This is a genomic window from Ideonella sp. (genome assembly GCF_041914305.1).
Taxonomy (GTDB): domain Bacteria; phylum Pseudomonadota; class Gammaproteobacteria; order Burkholderiales; family Burkholderiaceae_C; genus Ideonella.
In genome coordinates this window covers 277,405-294,867 of sequence record NZ_JAYSDQ010000003.1, presented here as the reverse complement: position 1 = coordinate 294,867, position 17,463 = coordinate 277,405, and the positions used below count along the sequence as shown (strand labels likewise).

The window sequence follows — 17,463 nt, the reverse complement described above, 5'->3', positions numbered from 1 at the left end:
CGTGGGTGGTTGGCGGCGATTTTGAATGAGGCAGAACATCACGCGAACCCGGCCCGATCGGGCGGCGCCACGCAGGGCCAGCCAGGCCGGCCGGGTGATCGGTAGTAGACTGCGCGGTTTTCCATCTGAACCTCTGCTGGCTGCATGGTGCGAGGCTCACAGCGCAACGGTCTCACCGGCACGGCGCTCATTCGCTTGCTCGCGCGTCTGTCCGACGCCGACGCCCCTGAATCCAAACAAGCCTTCGCCGAACGACTGAGCCAATGGCTCGGTTGGACCGACGCCATCTCGCTGTCTGCAGCGCTGAATGGTGGTCCGGCGACGGGGCGCCCTGGCGCGCGCGCGTCGGTGAGCGCCGAGGAGGCCGAGGTGCAGCGCGTGCGGGCCGCGCTGGCGCGGGCCGTGGCCGACGACGGTGCGGCCAACACCGATCAGAAACGGATGAACCTGCACGCCGCGACCGATGTCGCCCCGATGACCAACACCGCCGACTTCTCGCCCCACCGCCGCCGCTACCTCGCCCAGCAACAGGCGATGGAAGCCGGCATCGGCCCGTTGCGCGAGCGCCTGCGGGCCAGGCTGGCGGGCCGGTCGGCGGCGATGGCGCAGCTGGCGGCGGTCGACGCGGTGATGGAGCAGGTGCTGGGCGCACGCGAGTACCAACTACTGTCGACCGTGCCGGCACTGCTGGAAAAACACTTCAAGCGCCTGTACCAGGCTGAACAGGCCGACCAGGCGGCGCAAGCCAGCGCGGTGGTGCCCGACGACGCAACCGACAACGCGCCCGACGTCGCCCAAGCCCCCTTCGAGCCCAGCGCGGCGCCGCCCGGCGCCTGGCTGGACACCTTTCGCCAGGACATGCGCAGCGTGCTGCTCGCTGAACTGGACCTTCGAATGCAACCGGTCGAAGGGCTGTTGGAAGCCCTTCGCATGCCATGACGAGAATTCTTCATCACGCCGCCTTCGCTGTCGGCCTGGCCGTGGTCGGCTGGGTTGGCGCGGGCTACATCGGCTCGAACCCGCTGGCGCTGGTCGTCACGCTGCTGGTCGGTGCGTTCTACCTGATGGGTGCGCTGGAACTGCACCGCTTCCACCAGGCCACGTCGACGTTGTCGAAGGCCCTCTCAGGCCTGGCCAGCGCGCCGCCGAGCCTGGGGCCATGGCTCGACCAGCTCGACCCATCGCTGCAGAACGCGGTGCGCCTGCGTGTCGAAGGTGAGCGCGTGGGCCTGCCGGGCCCGGCGCTGACGCCTTACCTGGCCGGGCTGCTGGTGTTGCTGGGCATGCTGGGCACGTTTCTCGGCATGGTGGTCACGCTCAACGGCACCGGCACGGCGCTCGACAGCGCGACCGACCTGGCGGCCATCCGCGCATCGCTGTCGGCCCCGGTGAAGGGCCTGGGGCTGGCCTTTGGCACCTCGGTGGCGGGCGTGGCCGCCTCGGCGATGCTGGGCCTGATGTCGGCGCTGTGCCGGCGCGAGCGCCTGCTCACCGCGCAGGTGCTGGACGCGAAGATCGCGTCGACCCTGCGTGTGTTCTCGCTCGCGCACCAGCGCGAAGAATCGTTCAAGCTGCTGCAGCAGCAGACCCAGGTGATGCCCGAGCTGGTCAACGGCCTGCAAGCGATGATGGCCGCGCTGGAGCGGCAGAGCCAGGTGTCGAACGAGCGGCTGGTGGCCGGCCAGGAGAATTTCCATCGCCAGGCCGAGGCGGCGTATGTCGCGCTGGCCGCGTCCGTCGATCGTTCGTTGCAGACGAGCCTGACCGAAGGCGCCCGCGTGGCCGGGGCCACGATCCAGCCGGTGGTCGAGGCGACGATGGCCGGCATCGCGCGCGAGGCGGCGTCGCTGCACGCCACCATGGCCCAGACCGTGCAGCAGCAGCTGGACGGCCTGTCGGCCCGCCTCGAAACCAGCAGCACGGCCGCGGCCGACACCTGGACCACCGCGCTCGCCGAGCACCGGCAGGCGAACGCCGCGATGTCCACCGAGCTGCGCGCCTCGCTCGGCCACTTTGCCGAGACGTTCGAGCAACGCTCGGCCACGCTGGTGGACAAGGTCTCGGCGCGCCTCGAACAGGCGGTCGACGGAGTGTCGGGCCAGTGGCGCGAGGCCCTCGCGCAGCACGAGCAGGCGAGCCAGGCCTTGTCGAGCGACACCCATCAAGCGCTCGCCGCGGCGGCCGCCATCTTCGAGCAGCATGCGGCGTCGCTGCTGCGCAGCTTGGGCCAATCGCAGGCCGACCTGCAGTCGCAGGTGGCGTCGCAAGACCAGCAGCGCCTGGCGGCGTTCGCCGATGCCTTGCAGGCGATGACCACCTCGCTGCAGCAGCAGTGGCAGCAGGCCGGCGCCAGCACGCTGGGCCAGCAGCAGCAGATCTGCGAAACGCTGGCCCTCACGGCGCGCGAGATGTCGGCCCAGGCCGAGGCGCACGCGAAGAACACCATCTCTGAGATCGCGCGCCTGGTGCAGGCCGCCTCTGAAGCGCCGCGCACCGCGGCCGAGGTGGTGGCCGAGCTGCGGCAGAAGCTGTCCGACAGCATGGCCCGCGACAACACGATGCTGGAAGAACGCCAACGCCTGCTCGAAACGCTGGGCGCGCTGCTCGACGCGGTGAACCACGCGTCGACCGAGCAGCGGGCGGCGATCGACGCGCTGGTCGGCACGTCGGCCGATCTGCTGGACCGTGTCGGCAGCCGCTTCACTGAGCAGGTCGAGGCGCAGACCGAGAAGCTGGCCGGCGTGGCCGCGCAGGTGACCGGCAGCGCGGTCGAGGTGTCCAGCCTGGGCGAGGCCTTCGGCTTCGCGGTCGAGCTGTTCAGCCAGTCGAACGACAAGCTGGTGGCGCATCTGCAGCGCATCGAGGCGGCGCTGGGCAAGTCGATGGCGCGCAGTGACGAGCAACTGGCCTACTACGTGGCCCAGGCGCGCGAGGTGATCGACCTGAGCATCATGTCGCAGAAGCAGATCGTCGACGACCTGCAGCAGCTCGCCAGCAGCCGCACCACCGAAGCCAGCGAGGCCTGACGATGCTGGACGACGCGAGCATGGGCGCAGACGGCGGCATGGAGCCGTCGGTGCCGGTCTGGGCCGTCTTCGGCGACCTGATGGCCGGGCTGCTCGGCGCCTTCGCGCTGATCCTGATGTGCGCGCTCGGCATCCAGTTCGAGCTGGCGGCCAAGCTGGAGGCCGAGGTCAAGCAGCGGCAGGCCGAGGCACAACGCCTCGAAGCGCTCGAGAAAGCCCTGGCCGGGCCGCTGGCCGCTGGCCGCGTGACGCTGAACAACGGCCGCATCGGCATCAGCGGCAGCGTGTTGTTCGCGCTCGGCTCCGACGAGCTGCAGCCCGACGGCCGGCAACTGCTGCAAAGCCTGGCCGCCCCGCTGGCGGCCTACCTGAATGGCCGCGACGAGATCCTGATGGTCAGCGGCTTCACCGACGACCGGCAGGTGCGTGGCGACAGCCGCCGTTTCGCCGACAACTGGGAGCTGTCGGCCCAGCGCGCATTGACGGTGACGCGGGCCCTGATCGAAGAAGGGATGCCGTCGTCGTCGGTGTTCGCGGCCGCGTTCGGCTCCGAGCAGCCGGTGGCGTCGAACGCCGACGCGCAGGGCCGGTCGAAGAACCGGCGGGTTGAGATGGCGCCGACGCCGAGGCCATCGCGTGGCAACGCCGCAGCACATGAGTGACGACGGCGTCGCCGATGCGGTGACTGCGGCGCGCGGCGTGGACGTTGGCCCCACGATCGCCGCGTGGCGCGCCAGCGGCGCCGACCGCGTCGACCCCGTCCGCTTTCGTTTCATCGAGGCGCTGGCGCGGCGGGCCAGCGGCCTTGGGGGCAACGCGCGGCGGCTGCTCGACGACAGGCTCGTCGGGCTGGTGGCGGCGTATGCCACGTTGGTCGAACGGGCTTCGTCGGCGGGCGAGCCCAGCGGTCACGACCGCGGCGACCCCGCTGCGGTGCGCAGCGCGCTGGCCGAGCTCGTCGACCACATCGCACGGTCGGCGCCGCCGCCAGAGGCCACCCCTGCGACGGGCCGGGTGTCAGCGCCGTCGTTGCCGGCACCGCCAGAGCTGAAGGCGCTGAGCTATTTCAGAAGCACCTGGGCCAAGCTGAACACCGAGCAGCGGCTGGCGCAATCGCTGGCCAGGCTGCCGGGCAATGCCGGCCCACTCAACTCGCACCACCTGGTGCACCGCTCGCTCACGCTGATGCGCGACCTGTCACCCGGCTACCTCGACAAGTTCATGGCCTATGTCGACGCGCTGCTGTGGTTCGATCAGCTCAACGGCGCAGGCGCCGTGGCGACCAAGGACGGCCCTCGCGCATAGTGGCGCGGCAGGGCGGAGCAGGGTCACGGCGCCGGTTTGACCGGCGGGCCGAGCACGAAGTCGATGCGCCGGCGCAGCCGCGCGGCCTCGGCCGTGTCGCCCGCTTTCTCGGCCCGTTCGCGCTGCACCGACAGCCAGGCCAGCAAGGGCCGGCGCCAGCCTTGCTCGGACGCGGTGTCGACAGCCAGCTGAATGGTCGCCGGGCTCGCGCGGCCGGCCTGGAACAGCAGCGCCGCGGCGAGCAGGCGCGACAGCGGGTCGGCCTGGCCTTTCAGGGCGGCGAGGGCAGCTTCGGGGTTCGCACTGGCGGCCGCGACGGCGCGCTGCGCCTCGGGCAGCAGCGCCAGGTCGGCGGCGGACGCACGTCCGGCGAGGTGCGCCGCGTAGGCCCGCTCGGGCGGTGCGGCATCGGCCTGCAACGCGTCATAACCGGCGCATGGCTCGAACACCAGGCTCGCGGCATGGGCGGCGCAGCGCATCAGCTCGGCGCGTGCCATCAGCGCGAGCTGGCCGGTGCGGGCGATCTCGCCGCGGGCGCGCTCGAACTGGCGCGCCTCACCGGCGGTGTCGCCCTTCAGGTAGGCGGCCTGCGTGTCTTGCAGCGCCTGCAGCGCGTCGGCCTGCCAGTCGGGTGGCGTGGGGCCGCTGGCGCAGCCGGCCACCGCGAGCATGCCGCCAAGCGCTGTCCCAAGCGCTGTCGTCAGCCAAGATCGCTTCATGGCAGCTTCAGCTCCTTGTTGTCGCTGGCGAACGGCCACTTGCGGTTCAGCTCGTCGACCAGGCGTTGCACCTTGCGCAGGCTCGACTCGACCTCGGCGCGCAGCGTGCCCAGGTCGGTGGTCGCCACGCGGGCGTTGGCGGCCACGCCTTCGGCCTCTTTCAGCACCGCGTCGAGCTGCTGCAGCGACTGGCGCGCATCACGCAGCAGGCCGTCGAGCTGGCGGATGGCGGCGCGAGCGTCGGTCGACACGCCCTGCGGGCCGAACAGCTGGCTGTCGGCGTGCTCGACCAGGCCGTCCAGGCGGGCCAGCAGCGCGTTGGTGCGGTCCAGCGTCTTGCCGATGCGCGCGGCTTCTTCGTCGCTGCCCATCAACACGCCGAGCGCGCCCTTGGGGCCTTTCAGGCGCTCGGTCACGTCCTTCAGGTTGGCCAGCGTGGCGCCGAGCGACGAGTCTTCGGTGGTCATGCGGTTCAGGTTCTGCAGCAGCTCGCTGGCAGTGGTGACCACGCGCTGCAGCTCGGCCGCGGTGTCGCCGATCAGCACCTTGCGCTCGGCGCCGTCGGGCAGCGGCGGGTCGGTCGGCACGCCGGTGTAGGCGCGCAGGCTGGTGCCGCCGATCACGCTGCGCACGAGCGTGAAGACGCTGGTCTGGCGCAGCCAGTGCGCGTCGGCCACCGGCACGTCCACAATGATGCGCGCGTTGCCGTCGGCACCCAGCTCGACCCGCCGCACGCGGCCGATCGGAAAGCCCGAGAAGCTCAGGTCCATGCCGACCCGCACGCCCTCGGCGTCTTCGGCGACGAGCACCAGGCGTTGCGTGGTTTCGAACAGGCCACGCGCATACATCAGGTACACCGCAGCGCCGGCCACCAGCGTGACCAGCAGCAGCAACAGCAGCCGGGCCTTGAACTCCACGTTGCGCACCGGTGGCGGTGAGGGTGACTCGTTCATCGCGTCAGTAGTAGTTGCCGACCAGCGAGACCGCTTCGATCAGCAGGATCAGCAGGAACATGCGCACCAGGCCTTGCAGCTCGGTGCTGGTCCCCAGGCGCGGGTGCGGACGATCGTAGAGCACCGAGGCCACCGGGATCAGCGCGACGGCGAGTGCGAAGAAGACGATCTTCAGCCCGAAGATCAGCGCGACGGCGGGGCCGAACACATGGCCCACCGTGCGGGTGTAGGCGGCGAAGCCGGTGGTGTTGAAGCCGTAGACCGACAGGTAGGCCAGCACCAGCGTCAGCCCGCAGCTCACGGCGGCCAGCAGGCACACCGCGAAGACGCCGGCGGCCACGCGCGGCAGCACCTCGCGCCGCACCGGGTCCTGCCCCTGCTCGATCAGCTCGGCCCAGCGGCCATCGGCCCGCAGGGCGGCCACGTCGGCCGCCTGTGGCAGCGTGCAGCGCAGCGCGGCGAACAGCGCCGCGGTCAGCGGGATCAACTCGAGCACCAGCACCCGCACGACCATCTCGATCGCGTACTGCGACAGGCCGTAGCTGAGCGAGGTGACCAGCACGATGCGGATCACGATCAGGCTCAGCAGCGCCGACAGCACGCTGAACCAGGCCAGCGCCGGCGCGCTGCCGAGGTAGACGTGGCGCGCGAGGGCCGTGCGCTGCTCGGCGTCGTAGCTGGCCGGCGACAACGCCAGCACGATCAGCGTGGTGCCGAGGTGGACGATGCGCCACCAGCCGTGCAGCCAGCGCCAGGCGGCGCGGCGCAGCTCGGCCATCGCGCCGGGCTCGTAGGCAGTGAGTCCCATGGCCCGATCATAGGGGCGTGTGGCGATCAGCCTGTGGTTGCGGGCTTGAGCCCGAACAGACTGGCGTAACGCAGGCCGATGTAGGCGTGTTCGCGCATCAGCATCTCGACACGGGCCGACTCGCGCCGCTCGAGCGCGTCGAACACCAGTTGGTGCTGTGCCTGCGCGAAGCGCAGCTTCTGGTATTCGCGGTCCAGCGCCTGCCGGTCGATGGTGATCGAGTCGGCCGACGCCAGCGGCAGGTGGTTGTTGCGGGCGATTGCATCGGCAATCACCTGGCTGCCGGTCGATTCGACGATGGTGCGGTGGAAGCGGTGGTTCATCTGGGCCCAGGCACCGATGTCGTCTTCGCCCAGGTGGCCTTTGGCCAGCAGCTGCGCGCCCTCGTCGACACAGGCGCGCAGCGTGGCCCGCACCTCGTCCGACAGGCCGCGCTCGGCCAGGCGCCGGGCGGCCAGCCCTTCCAGCGCACCGCGCACCTCGACCGCGCAGTGCACGTCTTCTTCCGAGAACGCACGCACCACGAAGCCGCGCTTGCCGGTGAGCTGCAGCAGGCCTTCTTGCTGCAGGCTGCGAAACGCCAGCCGCACCGGTGTGCGCGATACGCCCAGCGCGGTGGCCACCGGGATCTCGGCCAACCGCGTGCCGGCTGAGTAGTGGCCGTCGACGATCAGCTGGCGCAGCGTGGCGATGACGCTGCCGCTGTCGGGCCGGGGCTCGGGTGATGCCATGGCGGAGTGATTGGCTATGCTGGATCCAATATGGCAGGTATTCTGGCATTGGATGGCCAATTATGCTGATAATTGGATCCAATTTGAGTCATCACGGAGCGCCTCGATGTTTCCAAAAAACGCCTGGTACGTGGCCTGCACGCCGGACGAGATCGACGGCAAGCCGCTGGGCCGCCGGATCTGCGGCGAGGCGATCGTGTTCTACCGGGGGCCGGGCGGCACGGTGGCGGCGCTCGAAGACTTCTGCCCGCACCGGGGCGCGCCGCTGTCGCTGGGCCGGGTGGTTGAGGGCCAGCTGGTCTGCGGCTACCACGGGCTCGAGATGGGCTGTGATGGCAAGACGGTGGCGATGCCGGGGCAGCGGGTGCGTGGGTTCCCGGCGATCCGCAGCTTTCCGGTGGTCGAGCGCCATGGTTTCGTCTGGGTCTGGCCGGGTGATGCGGCGCAGGCTGACCCGGCCAGGATCCACCACCTCGAATGGGCGCACCACCCCGACTGGGCTTATGGCGGCGGCCTGTACCACATCGCCTGCGACTACCGGCTGATGGTCGACAACCTGATGGACCTGACGCACGAGACCTACGTGCACGCCAACAGCATCGGCCAGAAAGAGATCGACGAGACGCCGGTGAACACGCGCACCGAAGGCGACGAGGTGATCACCAGCCGCTTCATGAACAACATCATGGCGCCGCCGTTCTGGCGCATGGCGCTGCGCGGCAATGGCCTGCCCGACGACCAGCCGGTGGACCGCTGGCAGATCTGCCGCTTCTCGCCGCCGAGCCACGTGATGATCGAGGTTGGCGTGGCGCTGGCGGGGCAGGGTGGCTACGAGGCCGACCCGAAGGTGAAGGCGTCGAGCATCGTGGTCGACTTCATCACGCCCGAGACCGAGACCTCGATCTGGTACTTCTGGGGCATGGCGCGCCGCTTCCAGCCGCAAGACCAGGCGCTGACCGCGAGCATTCGCGAAGGGCAGGGCAAGATATTCAGTGAAGACCTGGAGATGCTGGAGCGGCAGCAGAAGAACCTGTTGGCCTGGCCCGATCGGCCACTGCTCAAGCTCAACATCGATGCGGGTGGCGTGCAGTCGCGCAAGGTGATCGACCGCTTGATCGCGGCAGAGCGGGGCACGCCGGCGGAGACGCCTGCATGAGCGCTGCAAGCGGCCTGCACGTGCGCGTTGCCGCCAAGACCACCGAGGCGCTGGACATCTGCAGCTTCGAACTGGTCGGGGTGAGCGGCCAGCCCTTGCCGGCGTTTTCGGCCGGTTCGCATGTGGATGTGATGGCGGGCGACAAGACGCGCCAATACTCGCTGTGCAACGACCCCGCGGAAAGCCACCGCTACCTGATCGCGGTGCTGCGTGACCCGGCCACGCGCGGTGGCTCGGCCTTCATGCACGACCAGGTTCGGGTGGGCGACGTGATCCAGATCAGCGCGCCGAAGAACCACTTCGCCTTGGCACACGATGCGCGCAGCCATGTGCTGCTGGCCGGCGGCATCGGCGTCACGCCGATCTTGTGCATGGCCGAGCGCCTGGCGATGATGGGCGCTGCGTTCGAGATGCACTACTGCACGCGCTCGCGTGAGCGGATGGCGTTTCACGACCGCATTGCCGCTTCGCGTTTTGCGCCACACGTGCAGTTCCATTTCGACGATGGTCCGGCGGCGCAGAAGTTCGACATCGCCGCTCGGTTGGCCGAGCCCCAGCCGGGTGTTCACCTGTACGTCTGCGGCCCCAAGGGGTTCATGGACGCGGTCTTGTCGACAGCGCGTGCCCGAGGCTGGCCTGAAGCACAACTGCACTACGAGTTCTTCAGCGCCGACGTGGCGCCTTCGGCCGGTGATGACGGCTTCGAGGTTCAGCTCGCGAGCTCGGGGCGCATCATCGTCGTGCCGAGAGACAAGACGGTGGTGCAGGCGCTGGCGGCCGCGGGGGTCGAGGTGCAGACCTCGTGCGAGCAGGGGGTGTGCGGCACCTGCATCACGCGTGTGCTCAGTGGCACCCCCGACCACAAGGATTTGTATTTCACCCCCGAGGAGCATGCAGCGAACGACCAGTTCACGCCTTGCTGTTCGCGGGCGAAGTCGGCGAGGTTGGTGCTGGATCTTTGAGTTTTTTGAAGGCGGGCCGACGTGGTGACCGGGCCGATGGCCCGGGGCGCGAGCGGCGGCCCTGCTCGCGGGGAGCCGGGGTGCGCTGGCCAGGGTCTCTCGATCGGCGCCGTGTTCTCGTGCCGCGGTCGCCCCAACCGAGGCGAGCTACAAGCGGCGCTGATGGAGACGGACGTCGTCACGCGCCAACGGTGGCCCGCGAGCGGACGGCGACCGGGGGCACCGCCGCCGCCCTGCCGCCACAACCGTGGCCAGCAGTGCGTCTAGCCCGCCGCCAGCGTCTCGCCGATGGCCGCCATGCCCTCATCCCAGGCCTGGACCATGCCGCCGAACAGCGCGCCAAGGTCGGCGGGTTTCGATGACGACACGACCCGCGCTCCCTTCAGGATGAAGGTCTTCGCGCCGGCCGAGAGGCGGTCGAATGCCTCGATGGCGCGCTGCTGTGCCGGGCTGGGCGTGTCGCTCATCCACGCCAGCCAGCGGGCCGTCAATTCGGCCGCGGCGCCAACCTGGCGCGTGCCGGCGAAGGCCCACGCGTGGTAGTGCGCCAGCCCGCGCTCGCGCATCAGCGGCAGATCACGCTCGAACGTGTCGGCAAAGCGCTGAACCGGGTTGGTCGACGGGCGGCGGGCGAACTGCTCGCGCAGGTCGGCACGTGCCGCGTCACGCAACTCGGCCAGCGGACGCACGATGCGGCGATCCGAACGGACGACCTCGGCGAACAGCGGCAGGTAGGCCGGGTCTTCGGGCTTGTTCAACCGGAAGGTCTCGACGAAGTCTTCGCCTTCGAGCGCAAAGCAGCCGGCGTTGTGAAAGTAGACCAGGCGCTGCGCATCGAGGTCGATGTCGGCCAGCACGATGGTTGTCTTCGTGTGCTTGCTGCGGTAGTCGGTGCCGGCGGTGTCCGGCAGCCACCAGGCATCGGCCTCGACGCTGATCAGCTTGCCGGCCGACAGGTGCTCGAGCGCATGATCGGCCAGCGGGCGCCAGATCGTCAGCTCTTGCACGTCGATGCCGTACAGGCGCCGCAGCTGGTCATGCGAGGGCTTGAAGAAGGTCCACTGGTCGCCTTCGAAATCGATCGGCAAGGTGTGGCCCAGCATCGCATGCGGGTCGCAGCCCATCGCGTGGACCAGCTCGATCCACAGGTCGATGTAGCAGTTCTTCTCGGGCCACTGAGCCGATTCGCCGTGCAGCGCATGGCGCTGGTAGCTCGTGGGGTCGAGGCCGGGCAGGGCGCTGGCCCTGCGGCGGATGTCGCTCAATGCCATGTCGTCAGGGCCACAGCTGCGCGCGGACCTCGGTGGGCCACTTGGCGGGGTCGAGCCCATGCGTCTTCAGCAGCGCCAGCGTGCAGCGCTCGAGGCCGAAGCCCAGGCAGGCGGTGTGCGCCGTGGCGCCATCGCCCTGGCGGATGCCGTACTTGCCGGTGAAGTGCTCCTGGTGCCAGTTGAACGAGCAGATCGCGGTCGGCTTCTCGAGCGAGATCACCGGCACCATGATTTCGAACTTGAGCTTCTGCTCGCGCTGGCTGGTGGCCATCATCTTGCCGACGCGGCCGAAGAACGGGTCGTTGGCCACGTCGCTGGCGGCCGGCAGGCCCAGGCCCAGCAGCAGTTCGAGCGCGCGGTCGCGCCAGCCGTCGCGCCAGGTCTCGACCTCGTCGGGCGCGCCCACGCGGATGAACTCGCGCATGCGGAACGACTGCAGGCGCGTCGGCTCGTCCGACGGCTCATGGCGGTAGCACCAGTTCTTCGTCGTGACCAGGCGGCCGCCTTGGGGCAGCAGGCCGCTGAACACCGGGTAGACCGGGTAGCAGGCGGCGGGCAGCAGCATCACCTCGGTGATGTCGAGCAGGTTCTCCCAGCGCTCGCCGGCCTTGACCTTCTCGGAGATCTCGCGCGCCTGCAGGTCGCTGCCGAAGAAGCTGTGCACGCTGCCGGCCAGCTGCGGGAAGTTGTCGAGGTAGCCCAGCTTCTCGATCATGGCCCGCGCCACGATCGGCGGGAAGGTCATCGCCTCGGCGCCGTCGCCGGCGGCGTTGCGCATCACCAGCGCGTCGAAGCGCTCGAGGATGTCCTCGAACAGTGCGCTGCGGCCGTAGCCGCCCTTCACCGTGGTCGGGTAGATCAGGCCGGCTTCGACGAGCTCGGCGTAGAAGACGGCGGGGTCGTAGTTCTTGTCGGTCGTCATGGTGTCACTCGTCCTTGAACACGAGCAGCAGCGCGGCGCTCTTGGCGGCGATGCGGTCGTTGGAGATCATCAAAGAGGCGGAAAGCGAATCGCGGTAGGCGCGGCCCATCGCGAACGGGCTGTCGTTCTTGTAGCCGAGGATGCCGACGATCTGCAGCGCACCGTGGACGATGCGCGGCGCGGCGTCGGAGCACGCCGTCTTCAGGCTGTTCATCTTCAGCGCCCAGCCGATCGAGGTCAGGTCTTTCTCGTCGGTGCCGGCGGCAACGATCGCGTCGAACTCGTCGGCCATGGCCTGCCACTGCAGGCGCATGGTCTGCAACTCGACAGTCAGGTCGGCCAGGGCCACCGCGGTGGGCGGTGTCGTGCCGGGGTTCTTGCGGGCCACGCCGCGCACATAGGTGGCGGCCTTGCCATGCGCGCCGGCGGCGATGCCCCACCACAGCGCCGACCACAGGATGTGCGAGTACGGCACCATCGATTCGGCCGAGATGTCGCCATAGGGCTCGGGCAGGATCTGCTCGACCGGTGCACCCGAGGTCAGCTTGAAGCCGGGGCTGCAGGTGCCACGCATGCCCATCGTGTCCCACGAGGTGGTCTGCTCGAGCTTGTAGTCGCCTTCGCGCAGCAGCACCAGCACCTGGTCGCTGGCGCCGGCCTCGGCGTTGCGGCGGGCGGTGACGACGATCACGTCGGCATGCGCGCAGTACGAGCCGGTGGTGGCCTCCTTCACCAGCGTGAAGCGGTCGCCTTCGGTCTGCACCGCGCAGATGCTGGAGCGCGTGTCGCCGAAGGTGCCGACCTCGGAGGTGATCGACGCCATCAGCCACTGCTGCTCGACCATGTCGCGCATGAAGCGGTTGAAGAACGGGCTGCCAGCATGGTGGCGCACAACACAGCACAACTGGTTGTAGTGCATCGCCAGCACCATCGCGCTCGAGGCGCAGGTCTGGGCCAGTGCGCCCACCAGCATGCCCAGCTCGCGCATCGTCAGGCCACTGCCGCCCAGGTCTTTCGGGATCAGGGCCGACATCGCCTTGGCTTCACGCAGCGCGGCAACGGTTTCGGCGGGGAAGCGGGCCTTGCTGTCGACGTCATCGGCATGCTTGGCGGCCACCTCTTGGGCAATGCGACGCACGGCGTCGTGCAAGGTGGCATAGCTGGGCGCGGTCTGGCTCATGGTTCTTCTTTGGCGAGAGGGGAAAAGGGGCGGCGGCATCGGCGGCACCGCCGCGTGATGCTGTCCTGCAACAAAGTGTCGCATAGCCGATTCACAATTCGCGCCGTAAATACCCCCCAAGAACAACGGATGGTGCTGGTCTTTTTGCACGGTTTGACGATGGATCCGGCCGTGCTGCGGCCGATGGTCGACGCCCTTGCGCTGAGCCTGCCCACGGTCGTGCCGGCCGGCCCGGTGCGCAACGACGACGGCACCCATTCCTGGTGGGCGGTCGACCCCGCGCACCGCGCCGCCCGCCTGGCCGCCGGCCCCAGCGACCTGTTCGACCGTCACCCGAAGGATCGGCCTGCCGCGCGCGCCGTGCTCGCGCAAACGCTGGCAGACGCGCGCGCCGCGCATCCCGGCTGCCGCTTCGTGCTGGTGGGCTACTCGCAGGGCGGCATGCTGCTGATGGACCACCTGCTGATGCAGGGCGAGCCCGACGTGGCCGGCATCGCGCTGCTGTCGTCGACCTGCATCGCGCTGGATGAGTGGCTGCCGCATGTCGACCGCTTGAAAGGCCTGCCGGCGCTCGTCACCCATGGCCGCAGCGATGGCGACCTCGGCTTCAGCGCCGGTGAGCGCCTGCGTGACCTGCTGCAAGCGGCGGGCGCCCAGGTGCAGTGGCTGCCTTTTGACGGTGGTCATGAGATGCCGCTGGTGGTCTGGCGGGCCTTGCGGCGTTTCGTGCTAGCGCTTCAGGCGGGCTGAGCCGGCTGGCGGCTGAGCACTCCCCAAAAGCGTGGGGGATCAGCCCATTTGGCTGTGAACTATGCCCGTGCGCGAGCCGCGGACGGGGCATGCGCCGGTATCATTTGCAGCCGCATTCGCGGGCCGGCTCCACGGCCCTCCAACCCCCGCTTTCTGACATGCTCAACGCCGCCGACATCGTTGACCAGCTGACGCCTGCGCTGCAGACGCCGGCCGCCGGCGTGCGCGTGGGCATCGACACGGTCAGCGTGCCGTCGATCGCTGAATCGCTGGGCACTTTCGGCGACCGTTTTCTGCAGCGGTTCTTCACCGCCCAGGAGGCTGCCGATGCCCACGCCGTGCAAGGCGAGGCGGCGCTGCACGAGCGGCTGGCCGCGCGCTTTGCGGCCAAAGAGGCCGTGATCAAGGCGCTGGACCTGCCCGAGGCCGGCATCGTCTGGTGCGACATCGAGTTGATTCGCGGTGCCAACGGTCGGCCGGCGCTGGCGCTGCATGGCCGCGCGGCCGAGGTGGCGCAGCGCGTGGGCGTGCGCGAGTGGGCGGTTTCGATCAGCCACGAGCGTGAGCAAGCCTGTGCCGTGGTGGTGGCGTTGTTGGGGCCCGCCCCGACCACTGCCACCCCTGTTTCCGATTTCTGACTTTTCTTTTTGAACCTGACCATGAGCGACACCGCCAACCGTATCCGCACCATCCTGGCCCAGCACGCGAAGCTGGCCAAAGACGCCTCGTCGCTGACCGAAGACGCCGATCTGTACCAGGCCGGCATGAGCTCGCATGCCAGCGTCAACGTGATGCTGGCGCTCGAAGGCGCCTTCGACATCGAGTTCCCCGACCACATGCTGACCCGCAGCGTGTTCTCCAGCGTCGGCGCGATCCGCTCGGCGGTCGAGGAACTGACGGGCGCATGAGCCTGAGCGCCGCTCGGCCGCTCCGCAGGCGCTCGCTCCCCCTCGGGGGGAAGGACCGCAGGGCCCGGGGGTGGGCATTGCCCGCCGCTCGGCCGCTCCGCAGGCGCTCGCTCCCCCTCGGGGGGAAGGACCGCAGGGCCCGGGGGTGGGCATTGCCCGCCGCTCGGCCGCTCCGCAGGCGCTCGCTCCCCCTCGAGGGGGAGGCCCGCAGGGCCGTGGGGGCCGAATGAACCCAGGCCGCATGAGGCTGACCAGTGCCTGGGCGCTGGCGCCCGGCGAGCCTGGAGGCCCAGTGCCTGACGAGGCGGCCTGGCGGCCCCTCGAAGCGCCGATGCCCGTGGCGGCCGCCCTGGCCGCAGCCGGCACATGGAGCCTGGACGGCCCGGCGCGCGATTTCGACCGCGAGTGCTGGTGGTACCGCTGCCGCTTCGACCGGCCGGCGGGCGCCGCCAGCGACTGGACGCTGGGCCTGGACGGCCTGGCGACGATCGCCAGCGTGTGGCTCAACGGTGAGCCGCTGCTGGAAAGCCGCAGCATGTTCCGCAGCCACGCGTTGGCCGTGGGCGAACGCCTGCGCGCGCAAGGCAACGAACTGCTGATCCGCTTCGACCCGCTGGCCGACGCGTTGGCGCAGCGCAAGCCGCGCCCACGCTGGCGCTCGCCGATGCTGGCGCAGCAGCAGCTGCGCTTCTGGCGCACCACGTTGCTGGGCCGCACGCCCGGGTGGTCGCCCCCCGCCGTGGTGGTCGGCCCGTGGCGCGAGGTGTGGCTGCGGCCGGCCGGCGATGCGCGGCCGGCGTCGGTCGAGCTGCAACCGCGCCTGGTCGACGGGCGGGGCGAACTGACGGTGCGCTGCCGCTTCGACGCCGGCGTTGCGGTCGAGGAGCTGCAGCTGGCGCTCGAACATCGCGGCCGCACACACGAGGTTTCGCTGCAGGCCGCCGTGGTCGACGGCAGCCCGCAATGGCACGGCACGCTGTGCGTCGACGAGGTCGAGCCGTGGTGGCCGCACACCCATGGCCAGCCGGCCCGGCACCGGGCGCAGTTGCGAGGCCGCGCGGCCGGTGGCGACTGGTCGATGGACCTCGGCGCCGTGGGCTTTCGCAGGGTCGAGGCCGATACCGGCGACACGGGCCTGGGGCTGAAGGTCAACGGCGAGCCGGTCTTCGCCCGCGGCGTCTGCTGGGTGCCGCTGGACACGCTGAAGCTGCATGCCGAGCCGGCGCAGTACCGCGAGGTGCTGACCCGCTTGCGCGACGCCGGGGTCAACCTCGTCCGCGTCGGCGGCACGATGGCCTATGAGGCCGATGTGTTCTTCGAACTCTGCGACGAGCTGGGCCTGATGGTCTGGCAGGAGCTGATGTTCGCCAACATGGACTATCCGGCCGACGATGCCGGCTTCGCGGCCGAGGTCGATGCCGAATTGGCCAGCCAGCTGCCGGCCTGGGCCGCGCGGGCCTGTGTGGTCGTGGTCTGCGGCAACTCCGAGGTCGAGCAGCAGGCGGCGATGTGGGGCGCGTCGCGCGAGTACTGGCAGCCGCCGCTGTTCCACGAGCGCATTGCCGCTGCCGTGGCCGAGCAGTTGCCTGGCGTCGTCTACTGGCCGTCGAGCGCGCATGGCGGTGCGTTCCCGTTCCAGCCCCACGCCGGCAGCACCTCGTACTACGGCGTTGGCGCCTACCGCCGGCCCTTGGCCGATGCGCGCGCCAGCGGCCTGCGGTTTGCCACCGAGTGCCTGGCCTTCGCCCAGGTGCCGCCCGACAGCACGCTGGCCCGCCTGCGGGCGCTGAACGGCGACGTGGCGGTGCGCACCCACAGCCCGCTGTGGAAGGCCCGCGCGCCGCGTGATCTGGGCGCCGGCTGGGATTTCGACGACGTGCGCGACCACTACGTCAAGCACCTGTTCGGCGAAGACCCGATGGCGCTGCGCATGAGCGACCCGGCGCGCCACCTGGTGCTCGGCCGGGCAGCGGCGGCCGAGGCCGTGACCGCCGCGTTCAGCCAATGGCGCAGTGCCGGCTCGGCGTGCCGTGGTGCGATGGTCTGGTTTCTGCGCGATCTGTGGGCCGGGGCCGGCTGGGGTTATCTCGACGACCAGTGCCAGCCGAAGGCCGTGTTCCACGCGCTGGCCCGCGTCTGCCAGCCCTTGCACCTGGGCCTGACCGACGACGGCCTGAACGGCTTCACGCTGCACGCAGTGAATGAGCAGGACCAGGCCAGAGACGGCACGCTCAGCGTGGCGCTCTACCGCGAAGGCGAGTGGCCGGTGGCGCAGGGCGAGCGCGCGCTGCAACTGCCCGCCCGCTCAAGCCAGGGCTGGGCGATCACCGACTGGCTCGATGGCTTCACCGACCTGTCGTGGGCCTACCGCTTCGGCCCGCCGCCGGCCGACGTGGTGGTGGCGCGTTGGCAAGGCCCGCAGGGCGTGGTCGAACGGGTGCACTTCATCGACGTCGAAGGCCTGCCGCTGCAGCGCCGCGACATCGGCCTGAGCGCCGAAGCGGGGCCGGTGGTCGAGGGTGTGATCGAGGTGACGGTGCGCAGCCGCGCGGCCGCTCGCTTCGTGCACTTCGAGGTCGACGGCTGGCAGCCCGACGACGAGGGCTTTCACCTCGCGCCCGGCGGCGAGCGTCGGCTGCGCTTCACGCCCGTGGTGGGCGCGCCGCGTCGCCCGTGGCGCGCCACTGTGTCGGCGATCAACGCCCTGGTGCCGGTCACGGTGCGCCAGGCCGGCTGACCCGGCGCTGCGGCGCCCACAAAAAAGGGCGACCT

17 protein-coding genes are annotated in these 17,463 nt (G+C 70.1%); 10 read left to right on the top strand and 7 right to left on the bottom strand.

Annotated elements, in window-relative coordinates; translation table 11 throughout:
• Positions 1–144 precede the first annotated feature (144 nt).
• From ACE3SG_RS06040 to ACE3SG_RS06025, 4 genes are read left to right on the top strand one after another with little or no spacing between them, the layout of a single operon-like run.
• On the top strand, positions 145–939 hold the full coding sequence (locus tag ACE3SG_RS06040) for a DUF3348 domain-containing protein (protein WP_374563164.1): 795 nt from the start codon (positions 145–147) through the stop codon (positions 937–939).
• A complete protein-coding gene (locus ACE3SG_RS06035; protein ID WP_374563162.1) occupies positions 936–3,026 on the top strand; it encodes a DUF802 domain-containing protein in 2,091 nt (696 codons plus the stop codon). The genes ACE3SG_RS06040 and ACE3SG_RS06035 overlap by 4 nt, the downstream gene beginning before the upstream one ends.
• Positions 3,027–3,028: 2 nt before the next feature.
• Positions 3,029–3,688, top strand: a complete 660-nt coding sequence (locus ACE3SG_RS06030) for an OmpA family protein (protein ID WP_374563161.1) — start codon at positions 3,029–3,031, stop codon at positions 3,686–3,688.
• On the top strand, positions 3,681–4,331 hold the full coding sequence (locus tag ACE3SG_RS06025) for a DUF2894 domain-containing protein (protein ID WP_374563159.1): 651 nt from the start codon (positions 3,681–3,683) through the stop codon (positions 4,329–4,331). The genes ACE3SG_RS06030 and ACE3SG_RS06025 overlap by 8 nt, the downstream gene beginning before the upstream one ends.
• Positions 4,332–4,354: 23 nt before the next feature.
• Here ACE3SG_RS06025 and ACE3SG_RS06020 read toward each other — a convergent pair whose 3' ends face one another.
• The 4 genes from ACE3SG_RS06020 to ACE3SG_RS06005 are packed head-to-tail and all read right to left on the bottom strand — an operon-like array spanning position 4,355 to position 7,542.
• Positions 4,355–5,050 carry a hypothetical protein gene (locus ACE3SG_RS06020; RefSeq protein WP_374563156.1) on the bottom strand — a complete coding sequence of 232 codons (696 nt, stop codon included), beginning with the start codon at positions 5,048–5,050 and terminating at the stop codon, positions 4,355–4,357.
• On the bottom strand, positions 5,047–6,003 hold the full coding sequence (locus tag ACE3SG_RS06015) for an MlaD family protein (protein ID WP_374563154.1): 957 nt from the start codon (positions 6,001–6,003) through the stop codon (positions 5,047–5,049). The genes ACE3SG_RS06020 and ACE3SG_RS06015 overlap by 4 nt, the downstream gene beginning before the upstream one ends.
• Before the next feature lie 4 nt (positions 6,004–6,007).
• The gene (locus tag ACE3SG_RS06010; RefSeq protein WP_374563151.1) at positions 6,008–6,811 is read right to left on the bottom strand and encodes an MlaE family ABC transporter permease; all 804 of its coding nucleotides are present in this window, start codon (positions 6,809–6,811) and stop codon (positions 6,008–6,010) included.
• Between the two features lie 26 nt (positions 6,812–6,837).
• Positions 6,838–7,542: a GntR family transcriptional regulator gene (locus ACE3SG_RS06005; RefSeq protein WP_374563149.1), complete on the bottom strand. Its 705-nt coding sequence runs from the start codon at positions 7,540–7,542 to the stop codon at positions 6,838–6,840.
• Positions 7,543–7,648: 106 nt separating this feature from the next.
• On the opposite strand from ACE3SG_RS06005, the gene ACE3SG_RS06000 reads away from it, so the two are divergent.
• A complete protein-coding gene (locus tag ACE3SG_RS06000; RefSeq protein ID WP_374563146.1) occupies positions 7,649–8,698 on the top strand; it encodes a Rieske 2Fe-2S domain-containing protein in 1,050 nt (349 codons plus the stop codon).
• Positions 8,695–9,660 carry a 2Fe-2S iron-sulfur cluster-binding protein gene (locus tag ACE3SG_RS05995; RefSeq protein WP_374563143.1) on the top strand — a complete coding sequence of 322 codons (966 nt, stop codon included), beginning with the start codon at positions 8,695–8,697 and terminating at the stop codon, positions 9,658–9,660. Before ACE3SG_RS06000 ends, ACE3SG_RS05995 begins: the two co-directional genes overlap by 4 nt.
• Positions 9,661–9,923: 263 nt before the next feature.
• On the opposite strand, the gene ACE3SG_RS05990 is transcribed toward ACE3SG_RS05995, so the two are convergent.
• Genes ACE3SG_RS05990 through ACE3SG_RS05980 form a run of 3 tightly spaced genes read right to left on the bottom strand, consistent with a single transcriptional unit; the run spans position 9,924 to position 13,033 of the window.
• Positions 9,924–10,931: a DUF1839 family protein gene (locus tag ACE3SG_RS05990; protein WP_374563141.1), complete on the bottom strand. Its 1,008-nt coding sequence runs from the start codon at positions 10,929–10,931 to the stop codon at positions 9,924–9,926.
• Between the two features lie 4 nt (positions 10,932–10,935).
• Positions 10,936–11,853, bottom strand: coding sequence for an amino acid--[acyl-carrier-protein] ligase (locus ACE3SG_RS05985; protein ID WP_374563139.1), 918 nt, complete (start codon positions 11,851–11,853; stop codon positions 10,936–10,938).
• Between the two features lie 4 nt (positions 11,854–11,857).
• The gene (locus ACE3SG_RS05980) at positions 11,858–13,033 is read right to left on the bottom strand and encodes an acyl-CoA dehydrogenase family protein (RefSeq protein ID WP_374563137.1); all 1,176 of its coding nucleotides are present in this window, start codon (positions 13,031–13,033) and stop codon (positions 11,858–11,860) included.
• A 129-nt stretch (positions 13,034–13,162) separates the two neighbouring features.
• Between ACE3SG_RS05980 and ACE3SG_RS05975 the strand changes: the two genes are divergently transcribed.
• The 4 genes from ACE3SG_RS05975 to ACE3SG_RS05960 all read left to right on the top strand — a co-directional run bounded on the left by ACE3SG_RS05975 (position 13,163) and on the right by ACE3SG_RS05960 (position 17,428).
• The gene (locus ACE3SG_RS05975) at positions 13,163–13,783 is read left to right on the top strand and encodes an alpha/beta hydrolase (RefSeq protein ID WP_374563134.1); all 621 of its coding nucleotides are present in this window, start codon (positions 13,163–13,165) and stop codon (positions 13,781–13,783) included.
• A 158-nt stretch (positions 13,784–13,941) separates the two neighbouring features.
• A complete protein-coding gene (acpS, locus tag ACE3SG_RS05970; RefSeq protein ID WP_374563131.1) occupies positions 13,942–14,421 on the top strand; it encodes a holo-ACP synthase in 480 nt (159 codons plus the stop codon).
• 21 nt (positions 14,422–14,442) lie between these two features.
• Entirely contained in the window at positions 14,443–14,691 is a 249-nt protein-coding gene (locus ACE3SG_RS05965) for an acyl carrier protein (RefSeq protein WP_374563129.1), read from the top strand.
• A 241-nt stretch (positions 14,692–14,932) separates the two neighbouring features.
• Entirely contained in the window at positions 14,933–17,428 is a 2,496-nt protein-coding gene (locus ACE3SG_RS05960; RefSeq protein ID WP_374563127.1) for a glycoside hydrolase family 2 protein, read from the top strand.
• The last annotated feature ends 35 nt before the right edge of the window (positions 17,429–17,463 follow it).